This is a genomic window from Methylocella silvestris BL2, assembly GCF_000021745.1.
Classification (GTDB): Bacteria; Pseudomonadota; Alphaproteobacteria; order Rhizobiales; family Beijerinckiaceae; genus Methylocapsa; species Methylocapsa silvestris.
This window is the reverse complement of sequence record NC_011666.1, coordinates 3,539,430-3,557,534: the sequence shown is the minus strand read 5'-3', so window position 1 is coordinate 3,557,534 and position 18,105 is coordinate 3,539,430. Positions and strand designations below refer to the sequence as shown.

Sequence of the window (18,105 nt, the reverse complement as noted above, 5' to 3'; positions counted from 1 at the left end):
TCGATTCCAATTGTTTGGAGGGTGATGACGTCCGAAAACTCTTGTTGCTTTCGGCGTCATGCTCTTGAATAAGCCGCAAAGCCTTTCGCCGAGATCATGCGATAAAACAAGAGGATGCACAACATGACCGGCGCCGTTCGGCGAAGACCTGTGGCAAATTAGCCGCTTTTTAGAGGCCGCGCCGCGACCACGGCTGCGGCGCGATGGCCCGAGCGGACGGCCCCTTCGATCGTCGCCGGCAGACCTGTCGCGGTCCAGTCGCCGGCGAGCGTCACATTGGCAAAACCCGTCGCCGCGCCGGGGCGGCGGGCGTTCTCAACCGGCGTCGCGGCGAAGGTCGCCCGCTTTTCCTTGATGATCTGCCACGGCGGCAGCGGCTGATCGAGGCCGCAGGCGCGCGCCGTCTCGGCCCAGATCGTAGCGGCGAGCTCCTCGCGGCCGATGTCGAGCAGGCGGTCCGCGCCACTGATCGTGATCGAGATCCGATCCTTGAAAGCGAACACCCATTCGATCGTCCCATTGACGACCCCAAGGATAGGCGGCAGATTTTTCGGCCCATCGATCTTGAAATGCGCGTTGACGATGGCGCGGAATTCGACGGGCGCTTCAAGTCCCGGCAGCAGATCCTGCGCGACCGGCGCCGGCGCCGCCAGGATGAGTTCGTCATCCGGTCCGAGCTCCGTGCGCGCGTCGCCGAAATCGAGCGCGCTGGCGCGCGCGCCGTCGAAAGCGATCTTGCGCAGGCGGTGGTCAAGCCTCACGTCGGCGCCGCGCTTGACGAGATAAAGCAGTGCGGGCTCGATAAAGGCGGACGAAAGCCCATGCGCGATGATCGGCCGGCAGGCGCCGCCGCCCCGCGCGAGCGTCCCCCGGACGACCGCGCCGGCGAGCTGCGCCGAGCCTTCCTGCGGATCGGTGTTGAGCGCAGCCAGGAGAAAGGGCCGCCACAGCCGCTCATAGAGAGTTCCTTGGCAGGCGATGGCCTCATCGATGCGCCTGTCGCCGCGCGCAAAAAGGAGACCGGCGAGCCCGAAATAGTCGCGCCAGCGCGTGTCCGGAACGCGCCGGCTCTTCAAGAAAATCCACCAGGGCGCCGGCCCGGCGTTCGGGCGCAGGCGCCAGCGCGCGCCGGTGGAGAGATCGAGGAAGGGAAAATCCGCCTCGTCCGCCTGCCAGACCGATTTCAGGCCGTCGATGGTCTTCAGGAAACCCAGCGCCTCGGCGTTCCCCGACAGCAGCAAATGATTGCCATTGTCGATGACAAGGCCGAGCGACGCGTCGAAATAGGAGCGGCAGCGGCCGCCCGCCTGTCGCGCGGCCTCATAAACGATGATATCGCGCGGGCCGCCGGCCAGACGAACCGCCGCGGCGAGGCCGGCGAGCCCGGCGCCGACGATATGAACGGTTGGCCTAGCCATTTAGCGCGCGCGCATCAGATCAGGCCGTGACGCAGGATGGCGACGAGGACGCGCCATTTCGACGTCCGAATGCGCTTGCGCGGCGGGGCGAAGCCACGATGGGCGAGCCCCGCAAGGATCGGCTCATAGGCGTCGGCCATGATCATTGGCGCGCGGATGGATTGGCGCGGACAGCGCGCCATGATTGCGCGCGCCTCATGAAAATGATCCTTCGCGCGAAGGATCACGGGCGCGCAGGCGGCGTCGAGCCCGGGATCGGCCAGCGCCGCCTCGGGCGTTGCGAAAGAAACGCCGGCAGAGGCCAGCGTCTCGCGCGGCAGATAGAGCCGGCCGATCGCGGCGTCCTCGTCGAGATCGCGCAGGATATTCGTCAATTGCAGCGCCCGGCCAAGGTGAAAGGCGAGCGGGCGGCCTTCAGCCTGCGGAACGCCGAAAATTTTGACGCTGAGCCGCCCCACGGCGCTGGCGACGCGGTCGCAGTAAAGATCGAGCGTCGCGAGATCGGGCGCGCGGATGTCGCCGGCAAGATCCATCTCCATGCCGTCGATCACCGCATGAAAATCGTCGCGCTCCAGCCGGAACGTCGCCACGGCGTCAATGAGGCCAGGCGCCATCTCCGGCGGCGGCGATCCGGCATAGAGGGCGTCGATGTCGCGCCGCCATTTCGCCAGCGCCGCGCGGCGGGGCGCCAGCGGGCCACCGTCATCGGCGATGTCGTCGACGGCGCGGCAGAAGGAATAGATCTCGAACATTGCGTCGCGCTGCGCCTGCGGCAGCATGCGCATGGCGAAATAGAAGGAGCTGCCGCGCGATTGCGCGGCGGCGGCGCAGTCTTGCGGCGCACGGACCGCGGCGACGGCCGCTTCGATCGCCTTATCCTTTTCGATCTGCACGCTCACGTCGCCGCCTTCGGCGCGGGGGCGAGCGAGCGGCGCGCCAATCCGGACAGCGCGGAGACGACGCCAACGCAGGCAAGGCCGAGCGCAGCGGGCTTCGACAGATGCGTTTCCTCGCTGAGGGGATCGCGCTGCTTGAGGATCAGATTGAGCCGCCTCGCCAGAGTCGCAATTACGGCGGTCTCCAGGCTCAGGCGGAAGTCGCGCACCTGGCCAGGAAGTTTTCCCCCCTGCTCGATCAAAACCTCGGTCTTGGCCACGAGCCGGTCGAGCGCCGCCCGCAGATGCGGCGTCGCTGAGGGCGCCGCGAGCTCCTCGACGGGCGCGCAGCAGGATTTTAGAAGATCCTGCGGGAGATAGACACGATCGAGATTGCGGTAATCGGCTGCGCAATCCTGCATATGATTGATGATCTGCAGCGCGCTGCACAGCGCGTCGGAGGCGGTCCAGGTCGTTTCGCTCTCGCCGTGAACGTCGAGAACGAAGCGTCCGACCGGAGCCGCCGAATAAGCGCAATAGGTCATCAGTTCGTCAAAGCTCGCATAGCGCGTCTTGACCGCGTCCATCCGGAAGGCGGTGAGCAGATCCAGCGCATGACGCGCCGTGAGCCGCCTGTCGGCGGCGAGCGCGGCCCGCAGCGGCTTCGCCGCGGGGACCGCCTCGCTTTTGCCGAGCAGCGTCGCCTCGAACAGGTCGAGACCGTCGAGTTTCTGCTGCGGCGTCAGCGCGCCATTGTCTGCGACATCGTCGGCGCCGCGGGCAAATTGGTAATAGGCGAGAATCGGCGCCCGGCGCTCCGGCGCGATCAAGAACGAGGCGACGGGAAAATTTTCGCCCTTATGCGTCTTCGAGGGAGCCTGTTCGACCGCGCTCATTTCAGCCGTCCGTTTTCGGTGAACCAGTTCAGGGCGTCGTTCAGCGCTTCGCGATAGGGCCGCGCCACATAGCCAAGGCAACGCTCGGCCTTGGCCGAGCTGAAGAACATGGTGTGGCGCGACATGCGCAGACCGTCGATCGTCACGAAGGGTTCTTTGTGGGTGAGATGCGCCGCCGCCTCGGCGGCAAGGGCGAAGGGATAGACGAGCGCGCGCGGCAGCCGCAGCCACGGCGGATGGCGCCCGCAAAGCTCGGCAATATCCCTCAACATGCCGGCGAGCGGCACGTCCTGCCCGCCCAGAATATAGCGTTCGCCGATCTTGCCGCGGCGCAGCGCTGCGACATGACCCGAAGCCACGTCGTCGACATGGACGAGATTGAGGCCGGTGTCGACATAGCCCGGCATGCGGCCCATCGCCGCCTCGAGAATGATGCGCCCGGTCGGCGTCGGCCTGACGTCGCGGGGGCCGACCGGCGTCGAGGGATGGACGATGATCGCCGGCAGTTGATCCCGCACGATCATGTCTTTGACGATCTGCTCCGCCAGCACCTTGCTGCGCTTATAGGCGCCGACGGCGTTGCATTCGGCGAGCGAGCTGGATTCATCCGCGGGCGCGCCATTGTCCCGGCAGGCGATCGTCGCCACGCTGCTCGTATAGACGATCCGTTCGACGCCTTCGCGCAGAGCCGCCTGCATCAGAACGCGCGTGCCGTCGCGGTTGGTGCGCACGATTTCGCCGGGATCGCGCGCCCAGAGACGATAGTCGGCCGCGACATGAAAAAGAAAGCGCGCGCCGGCCATCGCCTTTTCGACCGAGCGCATTTCGCACATGTCGCCTTCGACGATTTCGGCATCGAGCCCGTACAGATTCTCACGCGTCGCCGTCGGCCGCAGCAGCGCCCTGACGCTATAGCCCGAATGCGTCAACGCGCGCGCGACCGCCGATCCGACGAAGCCCGAAGCTCCTGTGACCAGAACCGTGTCCGCAGTCACGCCGCCGCGCTCCCTTCGCCGGATTCTCGCATCGTCCCTCTAGGGTTCGTCTCGCGGCAATATCACCATGGCGGGCGATTGGGCAACAGCCTTCGTTTGAGCCGAGGCCCCGGCGCCGCGCAGGGCTGCGGCGACGACGCTCTGGCGCTGACGCAGCCGGGAGGCTATGTACGTCGAAAATCTTGCCCCCGCCTTAACCCACGCTGCCCAGACGACGGCCTCATGACCCCCATCGACCAACTTTCCAAAGCCGAGCTTGCGGCGCTGCGCGCCAGCGTTCAGGCAAATTATGACGCCTTTCGCGCGCAGGGCCTGAAGCTCGACATGACCCGCGGCAAGCCGGCGCCCGATCAGCTCGACCTCGCCAATGCGATGCTGTCGCTGATGGGCAACGCCGATTATCGCAGCGAGGCGGGGGAAGACGCCCGCAATTACGGCAATCTGCAAGGGCTTGCCGAGGCGCGCGCGCTCATCGCGCCGATCCTTGGCGCGCCGCCGGAGCAGATCGTCGTCGGCGACAATTCGAGCCTTGCGCTGATGCATGACAGCCTCGTCTACGCCTTGACGAAAGGCGTTCCGGGTTCGGCGCGGCCTTGGGCGAAGGAGGAAAGCGTCGCCTTCATCTGCCCGGCGCCCGGCTATGACCGCCATTTCGCGATATGCGAGGAATATGGCGTGCGCATGTTGCCTGTGCGCATGACCGGCGAGGGCCCCGACATGGAGGAGGTCGAGCGGCTCGCCGCGGACCCCGCCGTCAAGGGCATATGGGCCGTTCCGAAATATTCCAATCCGACCGGCGACATCTATTCCGACGCGACGGTCGCCCGGCTCGCCGCCATGCGCACGGGCGCGCGCGACTTCAGGATTTTCTGGGACGACGCCTATTGCGTTCACCATTTGACGGCGCAGCGCAACGCCGTCGCCAACATCCTCGAGGAATGCGCGCGGGCCGGAAACCAGGACCGGGCGTTCATCTTCGCCTCGACCTCGAAGATCACCCTCGCCGGAGCGGGGCTCGCCTTTTTCGCAAGCTCGCCGGCCAATGTGAAATGGTATCTTTCCAGCGCCTCGAAGCGCTCGATCGGTCCCGACAAGCTGAACCAGCTGCGTCATGTGCGCTTTCTGCGCGACGCCGAGGGGATCAACGCGCATATGGACGCCCATCGCGCGCTGATCGCGCCCAAATTCGCCGCCGTGATCGAGGCGCTGGATCGCCATCTCGCCGGGACCGGCGCGGCCAACTGGAGCGTCCCGCAGGGCGGCTATTTCATCAGCGTCGAGGCGAGCGCGGGAACGGCGCGGCGCGTCGTCGAGCTGGCGAAGGCCGCAGGGGTCGCCCTGACGCCTGCTGGCGCGACCTGGCCCTATGGCAAGGATCCCGACGACAGCAATCTGCGCCTCGCCCCAACCTTTCCGACGCTCGCCGAGGTGCGGGCGGCCTCGGAGGGCATCGCCCTCTGCATTCTTCTCGCCGCGCTAGAGGCGAGGACGGCGCAGGCGGCGGAGAGCGCCGCCTGACAGCAACATCAAGCGCGGACTGGATTTTTACGCGTCTTTTGAAATAAACAAAAAATTGACGCCGGTCGGGCTCGCTATCGCGCTCCGGCCATGCCACGGCCTTAAAAGGCCGCAACATCCGCCGACGCCGCCAAGAAGCACAAGCGGAGCGGATCGAGATCAATGATGACCGTGACGACAGACCCCGCCGTTTCCCGCAAGCGCTTTTTCCGCAAAGCTTCTGCCGCCGCCCCCGCCGACGGCGCCGGCGCCGACGAGACGGCGGCCTCCTCCGGCGAAGCCAAGGCCTCGCCGCGCGCGCTGCTGCCGCTCCTGCCCTATGTGCTGCGCTACAAAGGCCAGATCGCCGGCGCGCTCGCGGCTGTGATGGCCGCGGCGGTCTCGACCCTCGCGGTCCCGCTGGCGATCCGCCGTATGATCGACTTCGGTTTTACGTCCGAAAGCGCCGGGCTGATCAACCAATATTTCTTCGCGCTCGTCGGCGTCGCGGCGGTCCTCGCGCTGGCCTCGGGCTCGCGCTATTATTTCGTGAATTCGCTCGGCGAGCGTATCGTCGCCGATCTTAGATCGAAGGTGTTCGAGCATCTGTGCCGGCTCGACGCCAGTTTTTTTGACACGGCGCGCATCGGCGAACTGATGTCGCGGCTGACCGCCGACATGACGCAGATGCGGGCGGGATTTACGACGACGGCCGCGGCGGCGCTGCGAAACTTCCTGCTCTGCGTCGGCGCCATCGCCATGATGATCTACACGAGCCCGAAACTTTCGGCCTTCGTGCTGATCGCCATTCCCGTCATCGTCCTTCCGCTCGTCGCCTCGGGGCGGCTGGTGCGCAAGCGCTCGCGGGCGGCGCAGGACACGCTGGCCGACGCCACCGCCTACGCCAGCGAAAATCTGTCGGCGGTGCGGGTCATGCAGGCCTTTGGCGCGGAAACCGCGACCGCGCATCGCTTCTCGGCCTCGACGGAAGACGCGTTTCAGGCGGCGCGCAAAGCCGCCTTCGCCCGCGCGCGGCTGACCGGCATCGTCATTTTTCTGGTTTTTTCGAGCATCGTCGCGGTGCTCTGGTTCGGCGCCCATGACGTGCTGGCTGGCCGCATCAGCGGCGGCGCCCTGTCGCAATTCCTGCTTTACGCACTGCTCGGCGCAAGCGCCCTGAGCGAACTCAGCCAGGTCTGGGGCGAGATCGCGGCGGCGGGAGGAGCGGCGGGACGGATTTCCGAAATTCTCGCGATTCAGCCGGTCATCACCGCTCCGCCCACGCCTATCCCCTTCCCCTCCCCCGCCCGCGGCGAGATCCGCTTTGAAAACGTCGTGTTTTCCTATCCGAGCCGGCCGGACGACGCCGCGCTGAACGGTCTTTCCTTCGCGATCGCGCCCGGCGAAACGGTGGCGATCGTCGGCCCGTCAGGCGCTGGCAAGACCACCTTGTTCCAGCTCATGCAGCGCTTCTACGATCCTTCGGCCGGACGCATCCTGCTCGACGGCGTCGACATCAAGACGGCTGACCCCGCCGAACTGCGCAAACGCATCAAGAACGTGCCGCAGGATCCGGTGATCTTCGGAATTTCGATGGCGGACAATATCCGCTACGGCAAGCCGGACGCGACCGATGAAGAGGTGCGCGCCGCCGCGCGCCGCGCCGCCGCCGATGAATTCATCAGCGCCCTGCCCCAGGGCTATGAGTCGCGCGCCGGAGAGCGGGGCCTCACCTTCTCCGGGGGACAGCGCCAGAGGATCGCCATTGCGCGCGCGATTCTTCAGGACGCGCCGGTGCTGCTGCTGGATGAGGCGACTTCCGCGCTCGACGCGGAAAATGAGGTGCTGGTCCAGACCGCGCTCGAACGGGTGATGTCGGAACGCACCACCCTCGTCATCGCGCACCGCCTCGCCACAGTTCTGAACGCCGACCGCATTCTCGTTCTCGACGGCGGACTGGTGGTCGAGGAGGGCACGCATGCGAGCCTCGTCGCCCGCAACGGTCTTTATGCGCGGCTCGCCAAGCTTCAGTTCGAAACCGGCGCCGCGGCCCTGAAGCCCGAACAGGCTGCAGAATAAGCGAAGTCATAAAGGGAATGGGCATTAAAAAAGCGCCCGTCCACGAAGGAGGGCGCTCAAAGCCTCGACCGAAAGCCTGCGGCTAGTCGTCGCAGTCGAGGTCGTCCTCGTCTTCGTCCATGGGCTGGAACTGGCCGAGCTTCGCCCAGGTCGTCGCGCAAGTCTGCTTTTCAGCTTGCCATTGCGCCAGAAGATCGTCGAAAATCGGCGGATCGAAATTGTAGACTTGTTCGGGACTGACCGCGATCGGATTGGAGACGCCGAACCGGATGGCATAGAGCATGCCGGGCTCAGCGACGTGGACGCCTTCGTCCGAAGTCGTCATCAGAACGCGCTTAAGCGGCTTGCCGCCAAAACCCTGTACCGTGACAAACTGTTGAAGCATTGAAATTCCTCATGCGCTTATACGCGCGGGCGTCTTTCGACAGCCGCGTCGCCATGCGCGCGTTACATGCATTGAATGACGGAATTTCTCAAGTCCCCCCGGCAAATTTTTTTGTAACTGGCCGCGGCGGGAGAATTTTCACCGCCCTGCAAAGCCATTCCATACAAAATCATCCGGCTTGCAGCCGCCAGGTTTTGAGCCCGGACATCGGGTTGACGCCCTCCGCTGCCGTCACGAACCCCTCGCGCCGGTAAAAGGACAGGGCGCGCGGATTATCCTGATTGACCTCGAGAGAGAGCGGCGCCGCGCTGGCGCGCCGGGCGGCGTCAAGGAGAACGCCCGCGACGCCCGAGCCTTTCGCCTGCGCGGCGACGGCGATCTGGTCGAGGTAGCCGGTTCGCGGATCGATCGTTACAAAACCAAGGGCGCGGCCGTCGCGGTCAAAGGCGCAGATCGTCTCGCCTCCGGCCGCTTCAAGCGCGTCGAGATGGGCTCGCAGCCAGTCCCGCCGCGCCGAAAAATCGATGGCCGGCATCGCCTCGGTCCAGCTTTCGATCCAGAGCGCGGCAAGCGCGTCAAAATCGCCGGGCGCCCGCGGCCGCAGATGAACCTCGGCCGGCGCGGATTTTGGCCCGGGCGGGATTGCGGCGGCGGTCATGCGAAACGCTGCGTCTCTCGGACTTAGTGAAACAGCTGATCGACGTCGCGCACGGCGCCCCGCGCGGCGCTGGTCGCCATCGCCGCGTAGGCCCTGAGCGCGGTCGAGACTTTTCGCGTCCGATGCGCCGGCTTCCATGCGCCCTTGCCCTTTTCCGCCATGGCGGTGCGGCGATGGGCGAGCGCCTCATCGGAAATGTCGAGATGCAGGCGCCGGTTCGGGATGTCGATCTGGATCGAATCGCCCTCCTCGACGAGGCCGATCAAACCGCCTTCCGCCGCTTCCGGCGACACATGGCCGATCGAGAGACCTGAAGTGCCGCCGGAAAACCGCCCGTCGGTGATCAGGGCGCAGGCTTTGCCAAGGCCTTTCGATTTCAGATAGCTGGTCGGATAGAGCATTTCCTGCATGCCGGGTCCGCCGCGCGGCCCTTCATAACGGATCACCAGGACGTCGCCCGGCTTGATCTGATTGGCGAGAATCGCCTCGACGGCGGCGTCCTGACTCTCGAACACGCGCGCGGGGCCGGAAAAGACGAGGATGGACGCGTCCACGCCGGCCGTCTTCACGATTGCGCCATCCTCGGCAAGATTGCCATAGAGCACGGCGAGGCCGCCATCCTTGGAAAAGGCGTGTTCGACGTCGCGGATGACGCCGCCTGCGCGGTCGACATCGGTCTCTTTCCAGCGCGCGTTCTGGCTGAATGCGACCTGGGTCGGCACGCCGCCCGGCGCGGCGCGGAAAAATTCAGTGACGGATTCGCTGGACGTGCGCCGGAGATCCCAGCGTTCCAGCGCCTCCTTAAGGCTCGGCGCGTGCACCACAGGCAGATCGCCATGGATCAGCCCGGCGCGTTCGAGTTCGCCGAGGATCGCCATGACGCCGCCGGCGCGATGCACATCCTCGACATGCACGTCGGCGACCGCGGGCGCGACCTTGCAAAGGACGGGAACGCGCCGCGACAGTCGGTCGATGTCGGCCATGGTAAAGTCGATCTCGCCTTCATGCGCGGCGGCGAGAAGATGCAGGACGGTATTGGTCGAGCCGCCCATCGAGATGTCGAGCGTCATCGCATTCTCGAAAGCGGCAAAGCTCGCGATCGAGCGCGGCAGCACCGACGAATCGTCCTGCTCGTAATAGCGCCTGGCAAGGTCGACGATGAGATGACCGGCCTCGACGAAGAGGCGCTTGCGATCGCCATGCGTCGCCAGCATCGAGCCATTTCCCGGCAGCGCAAGACCGAGCGCCTCGGTGAGGCAATTCATCGAATTGGCGGTGAACATGCCCGAGCACGAGCCGCAGGTCGGGCAGGCCGAGCGCTCGATCGCCGCGACATCGGCTTCAGACACTTTGTCGTCGGCGGCGGCGACCATGGCGTCGACGAGATCGAGCGCCTTCGTCTTGCCGCCGAGCAACACTTTGCCGGCCTCCATCGGGCCGCCGGAAACGAACACGACCGGGATGTTCAGACGGAGCGAGGCCATCAGCATGCCGGGCGTGATCTTGTCACAATTCGAGATGCAGACGATCGCGTCGGCGCAATGGGCGTTGACCATATATTCGACCGAGTCGGCGATGATCTCGCGCGAGGGCAGGCTATAGAGCATGCCGTCATGACCCATGGCGATGCCGTCGTCGACCGCAATGGTGTTGAATTCCTTAGCGACTCCGCCCGCCGCCTCGATCTCGCGCGCGACCAGCTGGCCAAGGTCCTTCAGATGGACGTGGCCCGGCACGAATTGCGTGAAGGAATTGGCGACGGCGATGATCGGCTTGCCGAAATCGCCGTCTTTCATGCCGGTGGCGCGCCAAAGTCCGCGCGCGCCGGCCATATTGCGTCCATGCGTCGTGGTGCGAGAGCGATAGGGAGGCATTGGCGGCGTCCGATGCGATTTGGAAGGATTCGAGCTTATAGAGAGGCTCGGGGCGATCGTCATCTTTTTCGAGGCAAAGAGTTCATTTGGGCCGGGGTCGCGGCATTTGCAATGACTCCCAACAGCGCGTCGGCCGCCCGGCTGCGCCGCCGCTCGCGGCTTGCGACCTCGTAAAAGGGGCGGTCGCTGAGGCGCAAAGGCGCCTCGCACAGGAGGCCGGCTTCAAGGCTTGGGGCGGCGACGGAGGCGGATAGAGCGCTGACGCCGAAGCCGGCCTCGACGGCGGCGCGCACTGACTCGTTTGAGGGCATCTCCACGACGACATTGAGCGCTGCCGGCTCGACGCCGAGCCTCGCCAGCGACGCCTCGAAAGCGGAGCGCGTGCCGGAGCCCAGTTCGCGCATCACCCAGCGGGCCCCGGCGAGATCCTCGCGCCCGAGCGCCTTGCGCGCCATCCATTCATGCTGCGGCGGCACGATCAGAATCATCTGGTCCCGGGCCACCGGAGAAAGGATGATGCGTCGGCTCTCGACCATGCCTTCGACGAAGCCGATATCGGCCGTCCCGTCTTCGACCGCCGCGGCGACTTCGGCGCTGTTGCCGATCGACAGTTTGAGCAAGACCTGCGGATAGTCGCGCTGAAAGGCGGCGAGATGGCGCGGCAGCCAATAATTGGCGATCGTCTGGCTGGCTTTCACCGACAGCGCGCCGCGCCGCAATCCGGCGATGTCGGCAAGCGCCCGCTCGGCCGTCTCCGCACAAGAGAGCACCGTCCGCGCTTCGCCCAGAAAAAGCCGCCCCGCTTGCGTGAGTTCGATCCGTCGCCCGACCCGATCGAACAGCTGCGTTCCATAGCGCCCCTCGAGCGCCGCGATCGCGCTGCTTGCCGCCGATTGCGTCAGATTGAGAGCGCGGGCGGCCTGCGTCACATGCTGGCGCTCTGCGACCGCGACAAAGATGCGAAGCTGTTCCAGCGTCATGACCGATTTGTCCCGTGATCTGCCCAGGGCAATTAATCATAAAAATCGATCATTATCACAACTACAATCAATTTTCGTGAACGATTGCGCCAGAGTACAAAGCTCTCGAACAGAGATGAGGAGCAAGGTGATGGGCGTGGGCCTTTACACATTACGCCGCGGGACTTTCCCGCTTGAACAGCGCATTCGCCAGTTCACGCCGAACTGGTTTGCGGCGACCATGGGCACTGGCGTCCTCGCGCTCGCGCTGAACCAGCTTCCCTGGCCGGTTCCCGGCGCTCACGCCGTCGCCGTCACGCTGTTTTTCCTGAATATCGCGCTCTTTCTCGCGTTCAGCCTTCTTTACGGCGTGCGCTGGATTTTCTTTTTTCACGAGGCGCGGCGCATCTTTGCGCATCCGGTCGCCTCGATGTTCCTTGGAACGATTCCCATGGGCCTTGCGACCATCGTCAATGGGATCATGGTTTTTGGCGTTCCGCTCTGGGGCGAGCGGGCTATCGCCGCCGCCCAAGGACTCTGGCTCGTCGACGTCGCCCTCTCGATGGGCTGCGGCCTGCTCGTCCCGTTCCTGATGTTTACGCGCCAGCAGCACAGCATGGAGACCATGACGGCGGTCTGGCTGCTTCCGGTCGTTGCGGCCGAAGTCGCCGCGGCGAGCGGCGCGCAGCTCGCCCCGCTCGTCGGCGGACAGGAGGGTTTCGCCATCGTCATGGCTGGCTATGCGCTTTGGGCCTTCTCCGTGCCGCTCGCCTTAAGCTTTCTCGTGCTTTTGTTGATGCGGCTGATCCTGCACAAGCTGCCGGAGCGCGAAATGGCCGCGACGGGCTTTCTGGCGCTTGGGCCGATCGGCACCGGGGCGCTTGGCCTCTTGCTCCTCGGCGCCGACGCGCCGCGCGCTTTCGCCGGAGCGGGTCTTGCCGGCGTCGGCGACGTCGCTTTCGGCTTCGGGATTTTGGGCGGCGCGATGTTTTGGGGCTACGGACTTTGGTGGCTGACGCTCGCGCTGATGAAGACCGGTTTTTATCTGCGCCGCGGCATTCCGTTCAATATGGGCTGGTGGGGATTTACATTTCCGCTCGGCGTCTATGCCCTCGCGACGCTGGCGCTCGGCAAGGCCACGCATCTTGAGGCTCTCTCGGCGTTTGGCGGGGCGCTTGTGCTCTGCCTTGCCGGGCTCTGGCTGCTTGTCGTCTCGCGCACGATCATCGGCGCCTGGCGCGGCTATCTGTTCGTCTCGCCCTGCCTTGCCGCCTTGCCCGGTGAGCGCGCGGCCGCGTAAATCCGATGAGCCAGTCAACGCATCGGTTTACGCAGCAGATAGACGTCCATGACCCAGCCGGCGGCGGCGCGCACTTTTGCTCGCAGCTCCTTGATGCGGTCCTTGACGTCGCCAAGCCGGCCCGACGCGAGCGCCTGTTCCGGACAGCCGATGTTGGCGCCCCAAAAAATCTCGAGATCCTCGTCGTCGAGCGCGGCGAAGGATTCTTCGCCATCGAGCATCACGACGACGCTATCGGCGTTTTCGGGGACGTTTTCGCGGAGCTTGCGGCCCGTGGTGATATGCACCGGCTCGCCAATGCGGTTCAGCGCGATTTTGTGCTGCGCCGCCAGAGCCTGCACGCTGCTGATCCCCGGAATGATTTCATAGTCGAACGTCACGGCGCCTCGCGCGTGCAGGGTCTCGACGATGCGCAAGGTCGAATCATAAAGCGCCGGATCGCCCCAGACGAGAAAGGCGCCGCACTGGTCCTCCGTGAGTTCGCGCGCAAAAAGCGCCTCGAAGGTCGCGGCGATCGCCTCGTGCCAAGCGGCGACGTCGGCTTTGTAGTCCGGCGTCTTGGCGCGCGATGGCGTTTTATATTCGACGAAGCGATGCGCCGCAGATTTCAGATAGCGGTCGCAAATTTTCAGCCGCTGCTGGCGCAGGCCGGATTTTTCCGCGCCCTTGTCCGGAATAAAGAAGACATCGGCGCGATTCAGCGCCTCGATCGCCTGGATCGTGATCTGCGCCGGATCCCCCGCGCCGACGCCAATAATGAGAATTTTCCGCAAAACCGCGTCCTTAAAGGGTTGGGCGATCGTCGGCGCGAGAGGTCGTGGCTGGATCGAAGGCCGGCAGAACGGTTACATGGGCGCGCGATGATTTTCAAAACGCGCCGCTGCGGAGTCTAGAATTGACCGATCCCATGTCCGCCGCCTTTGAAGAGGCCGAGGCCGCCTTCGCGCGAGGAGAAGTGCCCGTCGGCGCGGTCATCGTCCGGGACGGCGCCATTCTGGCGCGCGCGGGCAATCGGACCCTCGCCGACGACGACCCAACCGCGCATGCCGAAATGCTAACAATCCGCGCGGCGGCCAGGGCGCTCGGCTCGCAGCGGCTCGCGGGCTGCGATCTTTACGTGACGCTGGAGCCCTGCGCCATGTGCGCGGCGGCGATCTCTTTCGCGCGCGTGCGCCGGCTTTATTTCGCCGCCCTCGATCCGAAAGGCGGGGCGGTCGAGCACGGCCCGCGCTTTTTCGCGCAACCCACCTGCCACCACGCGCCGGAGGTCTATGAGGGATTGCGCGCGAGCCAGTCGGCTGACTTGCTGCGGCGGTTTTTCGCGGAGAGGCGGTAGGGGGCGCCCCCGCCGTTCAGGGGAATGTAGACGCCGAGACGGCGCATTTGCCGCCCATCCTGATCTTGGACAATTTGTTCGACAACAGCCTGCTTGAGGCGGCGAACAGGAGCAACTCTCTGCGCGCTGCGCGACGCGACCGTCCAATAAGACATAAAATGCGATGAGCCGCGCGAAGCCAAGCCGAAAATAACCGCTGAGTCCCCTTTATTCTATCCTGCAAGGATGCCGAGTTGAGATGAAGTCGCGACGAGGCGTTACTTTCAAAATACCTTGACAGTTTCTTATATTTGTAGTATTAAGCGCCCCCAATAAAGGTCAGCGACGCGCTCCTCAAGGGTCCGCGGGAGGCAGTTTGCGGACAGCAACGCCGCCAAAAGCGCATCGTTTCCGCGGAATATGGCGTCGCCCCACAGGCGCCGGAATATAAGACACAGCTGATCAGAGCCCTTCGCTCCTTCACAGGGAGACGATCATGCGCGTCTATCAAATCCCCATCGCCGTCTTATGCGCCCTCAGCACGCTGGCTCCTGTCGCCACACATGCTCTCTCCACAACCGGCGTCTGTCGCGGCGATCCCCCGACAAAAACCGATCCGCCCCCCACCTATGCGCCGGAGGGCGGCAATCCGCAGAACTGCCTTGCGCTTGCGACAAAGGTCAGCGGCGGCAGGGTCTGCAGCGGCGACAATGCCGGCGTGGTTTGTCACCAGCATGTGGTGCAGCTGCCGTTGCAAACGTTCTTTTACATCTATTCGGCAACGAGCCGCCTATGTGAAGAATCCGCGCGAGGCTACGTTGGAGTCGATGAACTCGACGACTGCCATAACCCCCCGGCCGCGCGCCGCTGATTTGTGAGTGAGGGCCATCGTCATGTTTGCCAGCCGTATAGCGCCAGTTGCGCTCGTTCTAATGAGCGCTCTCACGGCTCCGATGGCCAGGGCGCATGATGGAACCTGCGAAGGCCGGATCCATGTGTTTGTTCCGAACGGAAAATTCGACGTCGACTTCAATGGCAATTGCCCCGCGACCATCGATCGCGAGACAACCTCCGACAAATCATGCAACCCTTTCAAACCGCTAAAGTCTTTCTTTTGCGAGAATCAACCGCAAGGCTATCGAGTCGAGGCGGGCGCGGATGTGCGCTATCCTGTGGCCAAAGTAGGCAATAGCTGCATCGTCAATCTCAACAGGGGGACGGGCCTGCCGGCCCACTTCCTCAAGAGCTGCAAGCAGGTGCTGAAGAAACTGTGAGGCATCCGGAAAGAAGACCTGACCCGTTGGGGGCGAGAGGAGCGAGATTGGCGACGGCAAACGGCTCGCCCCCTCTCCCACAATGCGAGCGGCTCAGGAAAGGCTATTGCTCCGCATCCACCACCGGCAGGACATTTGCGGTTCCCGTTCCCTTGATCGTCCCGACCCCGAGGCAGATGTTCCACTTCGCGGTAGGTTGAGACGCCGCATAAGGGCCGCAATAGCCGATGGTGGCCGTCGCGAAGGCTTTGGCGCTCGCCTTTTTCGCCTTGTAGATCGCGGTCAGCTCGGTCGCCGTGTTGGCGCGGAAATTATTATGCGCGTTGGTGATCGCCGCCACCAGCGGCGCAGCGACGCTGGTGCCGCCGAACACATACCAGCCTGCGCCGAAAGAGGGATTGCTGTCATAGACCCACACGCCGGTGGCGGGGTTGGCGACAGCCGAGATGTCAGGCGTCAGCCGGGCGGTTCCCGCTATTCCGGGGCCGCTTTGGTAGGCCGGGCGCGGAAAAATCAAGCTCGCGCCGCCGCCCGCCTCGCTCCAGCTTGCATAATGCAGGAATTTATAGGTTTGCGGGTCGCGGGCGATGCTCGTTCCGCCAACCGACACGACATTCGGCGAGGTCGATGGCCAGCTTGGCCCCGGGGCGTCGCCGCTCGACGCGAAATAGACGACGTTGTTTGCGCTGAAGGCGCTTTCGTAGGTTGAGACTTCGCTTCCGCCCCAGCTCATCGAGACTTCACCGCCCCCGCTCGCCTGAAGCAGGCTGTTGGCGCAAACGATCGCCCCCGCCAAATTGGCGTTGGAGTTGTCTTGCGCCTCGACGAGATAAAGGGTCGCCTGCGGCGCCATGGCGTGCGCCATTTGAACGTCGAGCGCTTCCTCGCCCTCCCATCCCGGATCATTCGCCGGCTTTGGTCCGTTGCACGCGCCTCCCGCCGTAGCGTATTTCACGATCAGATTGGGCAAGGGAAGGCCAAACTGAACGCTGAAGGTTTGCAGATCGCTGAGGGCGGTCGGGTAATCATAGGCGTCCACCAAAGCTATCGCCTTGGAGCCCTTGGCGGTCGGCACGGCGGAGGCGACGTTCGGATTGCATCCGGGGGAAGCGGCGACCAGCCCGTAGAGACAGGCGAGCGAAGCAGGCGTTTCATACCCATAGTCCGCGTAAGGCGGGCTTCCGGCCGGCGCAGCCCCGGATCGCGGCCCGGCCGCGTTCGGCGGAGCAAGACCATTCGGGCCTATGAATTTTGTATTCGTATGCGCCGCCTTGCCTGCATCGGCGGGTTTGGCGACGCTCGAGGAAGGGGTCGTCACTGACGCTTTCGGCGCATGAATGAAGCGCCCTGTGGCTGGCGCCTCGACCTCTTGCGCCAAGGCCTGCGCCCCATAAGAAAGCGCGACGGCGAACGCCGCAACGGATGCTATTGTCGCCCTCTTCATTGGCTTCCTCCTGTTCGGGAGCCAATAAAATCAATTTGTTGGCGACACCAAGGCTGACGCTGTGGTTTTCGAAGGCAAAATGGATTTCTAGCGCAGACGAAAGGCGCGGCGACGGGAGACCGCTTGGCTCTTACAGAAACGCCAGCAGCGCCTCCAGCACCGTCTGGGGATTCTCCTCCGGCAGGAAGTGGCCGCCGTGAATCGCCTGACCCGTGACATTTGTCCCCCATTGCCGCCAGATGTCGAGGGTCGAGGCGTCGCCGCCGCCCAAGCCGCGCCCGCCCCACAGCACGCAGAGCGGCGTCGTAATTTTCTTGCCGGCGGCTTGATCCGCCTCATCGTCGGCGCGATCGATCGTCGCGCCGGCGCGATAATCCTCGCAGGTGGCGTGAATACGCGAGGGCTCGTTGAGGGCGGCGCGGTAATGCGCCAGCGCGCGCGGATCGAAGGCGGACAGGTTTTTAGCGAGGGTCCAGCTGGCGAGCGTGTGATCGAGAAAATAGATCGCAGCGCCGCCGATCAAGGTTTCAGGCAAAGGCTCCGGCTGCGCCAGAAACAGCCAGTGATAGCCCTTCATCGCCTCCTCGGCGTTGAGGCTCGCCCAGCGCGCCGCGGTCGGGATGATGTCGATCAGAGCGAGTTTTTCGAGACGTTCGGGATGATCGAGCGCGAGCCTGTAGCCGACCCGCGCGCCGCGGTCATGGCCGACAAGGCTGAAGCGGATATGACCGAGTTGCTCCATCACCGCGATGGCGTCCTGCGCCATGAGGCGCTTGGTATAGAGCGCGCCCTTCTTGCTCGCCGGCGCGCTCGACCAGCCATAGCCGCGCATGTCCATCAGCACGACCGTGAAGCGCTCCGCCAGCGCCGGCGCGACCTTGTGCCATTCGACATGGGTCTGCGGATAGCCGTGCAGCAGCAGAAGCGGCGGCCCTTCCCCATGTGCGCGCACGAAAAAGCGACCGGATTCAATATCGATCCAATGGGTGGCGAAGCCAGGAAAAAGATCCGCAAGATCCGACATTGACCATCCTTTCGCGCCGCAAAACCCATTATTTGCAAGCACGGATGGGCCCCGGTGACAAGCCGGGGCTCAATGCCCGAGGCCGCCCCGCGCTTGACACGCAATTGCGCGG

Annotated in this window: 17 protein-coding genes; 6 read left to right on the top strand and 11 right to left on the bottom strand. The window is 64.6% G+C overall.

From position 1 onward, the window contains the following. Positions 1–158 precede the first annotated feature (158 nt). Genes hpnE through hpnA form a run of 4 tightly spaced genes read right to left on the bottom strand, consistent with a single transcriptional unit; the run spans position 159 to position 4,184 of the window. Complete coding sequence (hpnE, locus tag MSIL_RS16505) at positions 159–1,418, bottom strand: hydroxysqualene dehydroxylase HpnE (protein ID WP_012592218.1); 1,260 nt, start codon at positions 1,416–1,418, stop codon at positions 159–161. Between the two features lie 14 nt (positions 1,419–1,432). Continuing rightward, a complete protein-coding gene (hpnD, locus tag MSIL_RS16500) occupies positions 1,433–2,317 on the bottom strand; it encodes a presqualene diphosphate synthase HpnD (RefSeq protein WP_012592217.1) in 885 nt (294 codons plus the stop codon). Continuing rightward, a complete protein-coding gene (gene hpnC / locus MSIL_RS16495; protein WP_012592216.1) occupies positions 2,314–3,189 on the bottom strand; it encodes a squalene synthase HpnC in 876 nt (291 codons plus the stop codon). The genes hpnD and hpnC overlap by 4 nt, the downstream gene beginning before the upstream one ends. Beyond that, positions 3,186–4,184, bottom strand: coding sequence for a hopanoid-associated sugar epimerase (gene hpnA / locus MSIL_RS16490; protein ID WP_012592215.1), 999 nt, complete (start codon positions 4,182–4,184; stop codon positions 3,186–3,188). Before hpnA ends, hpnC begins: the two co-directional genes overlap by 4 nt. A gap of 222 nt (positions 4,185–4,406) precedes the next feature. Here hpnA and MSIL_RS16485 point away from each other — a divergent pair, with 222 nt between their 5' ends. Together MSIL_RS16485 and MSIL_RS16480 are read left to right on the top strand one after the other, a co-directional pair. After that, positions 4,407–5,702, top strand: coding sequence for an aspartate aminotransferase type Ic (locus MSIL_RS16485; protein WP_012592214.1), 1,296 nt, complete (start codon positions 4,407–4,409; stop codon positions 5,700–5,702). Between the two features lie 162 nt (positions 5,703–5,864). Continuing rightward, a complete protein-coding gene (locus MSIL_RS16480) occupies positions 5,865–7,760 on the top strand; it encodes an ABC transporter transmembrane domain-containing protein (protein ID WP_012592213.1) in 1,896 nt (631 codons plus the stop codon). 82 nt (positions 7,761–7,842) lie between these two features. Here MSIL_RS16480 and MSIL_RS16475 read toward each other — a convergent pair whose 3' ends face one another. The 4 genes from MSIL_RS16475 to MSIL_RS16460 form a co-directional block, all read right to left on the bottom strand. Further along, positions 7,843–8,145 (bottom strand): hypothetical protein, encoded by a 303-nt coding sequence (locus MSIL_RS16475; RefSeq protein WP_012592212.1) that lies wholly within the window; start codon positions 8,143–8,145, stop codon positions 7,843–7,845. Between the two features lie 169 nt (positions 8,146–8,314). Beyond that, a complete protein-coding gene (locus MSIL_RS16470) occupies positions 8,315–8,803 on the bottom strand; it encodes a GNAT family N-acetyltransferase (RefSeq protein ID WP_012592211.1) in 489 nt (162 codons plus the stop codon). 23 nt (positions 8,804–8,826) lie between these two features. Further along, a complete protein-coding gene (ilvD, locus tag MSIL_RS16465; RefSeq protein WP_012592210.1) occupies positions 8,827–10,677 on the bottom strand; it encodes a dihydroxy-acid dehydratase in 1,851 nt (616 codons plus the stop codon). Between the two features lie 59 nt (positions 10,678–10,736). Beyond that, positions 10,737–11,657, bottom strand: a complete 921-nt coding sequence (locus MSIL_RS16460) for a LysR family transcriptional regulator (protein ID WP_012592209.1) — start codon at positions 11,655–11,657, stop codon at positions 10,737–10,739. Between the two features lie 130 nt (positions 11,658–11,787). Here MSIL_RS16460 and MSIL_RS16455 point away from each other — a divergent pair, with 130 nt between their 5' ends. Next, positions 11,788–12,936, top strand: coding sequence for a TDT family transporter (locus tag MSIL_RS16455; protein WP_012592208.1), 1,149 nt, complete (start codon positions 11,788–11,790; stop codon positions 12,934–12,936). 14 nt (positions 12,937–12,950) lie between these two features. Here MSIL_RS16455 and cobF read toward each other — a convergent pair whose 3' ends face one another. Continuing rightward, positions 12,951–13,709, bottom strand: a complete 759-nt coding sequence (gene cobF, locus MSIL_RS16450) for a precorrin-6A synthase (deacetylating) (RefSeq protein ID WP_012592207.1) — start codon at positions 13,707–13,709, stop codon at positions 12,951–12,953. Between the two features lie 134 nt (positions 13,710–13,843). Here cobF and MSIL_RS16445 point away from each other — a divergent pair, with 134 nt between their 5' ends. The 3 genes from MSIL_RS16445 (at position 13,844) to MSIL_RS16435 (ending at position 15,525) form a co-directional block, all read left to right on the top strand. Then, the gene (locus MSIL_RS16445) at positions 13,844–14,272 is read left to right on the top strand and encodes a nucleoside deaminase (protein WP_049768201.1); all 429 of its coding nucleotides are present in this window, start codon (positions 13,844–13,846) and stop codon (positions 14,270–14,272) included. A gap of 475 nt (positions 14,273–14,747) precedes the next feature. Then, positions 14,748–15,122: a hypothetical protein gene (locus MSIL_RS16440; protein ID WP_012592205.1), complete on the top strand. Its 375-nt coding sequence runs from the start codon at positions 14,748–14,750 to the stop codon at positions 15,120–15,122. 61 nt (positions 15,123–15,183) lie between these two features. Continuing rightward, on the top strand, positions 15,184–15,525 hold the full coding sequence (locus MSIL_RS16435) for a hypothetical protein (RefSeq protein ID WP_041368137.1): 342 nt from the start codon (positions 15,184–15,186) through the stop codon (positions 15,523–15,525). Positions 15,526–15,628: 103 nt separating this feature from the next. Here the strand turns inward: MSIL_RS16435 and MSIL_RS20350 are convergent, their stop codons facing one another. Together MSIL_RS20350 and MSIL_RS16425 are read right to left on the bottom strand one after the other, a co-directional pair. Continuing rightward, positions 15,629–16,969 carry a S53 family peptidase gene (locus tag MSIL_RS20350; RefSeq protein ID WP_012592203.1) on the bottom strand — a complete coding sequence of 447 codons (1,341 nt, stop codon included), beginning with the start codon at positions 16,967–16,969 and terminating at the stop codon, positions 15,629–15,631. A 130-nt stretch (positions 16,970–17,099) separates the two neighbouring features. After that, positions 17,100–17,993 (bottom strand): alpha/beta fold hydrolase, encoded by an 894-nt coding sequence (locus tag MSIL_RS16425; RefSeq protein WP_012592202.1) that lies wholly within the window; start codon positions 17,991–17,993, stop codon positions 17,100–17,102. Positions 17,994–18,105: the final 112 nt, after the last annotated feature.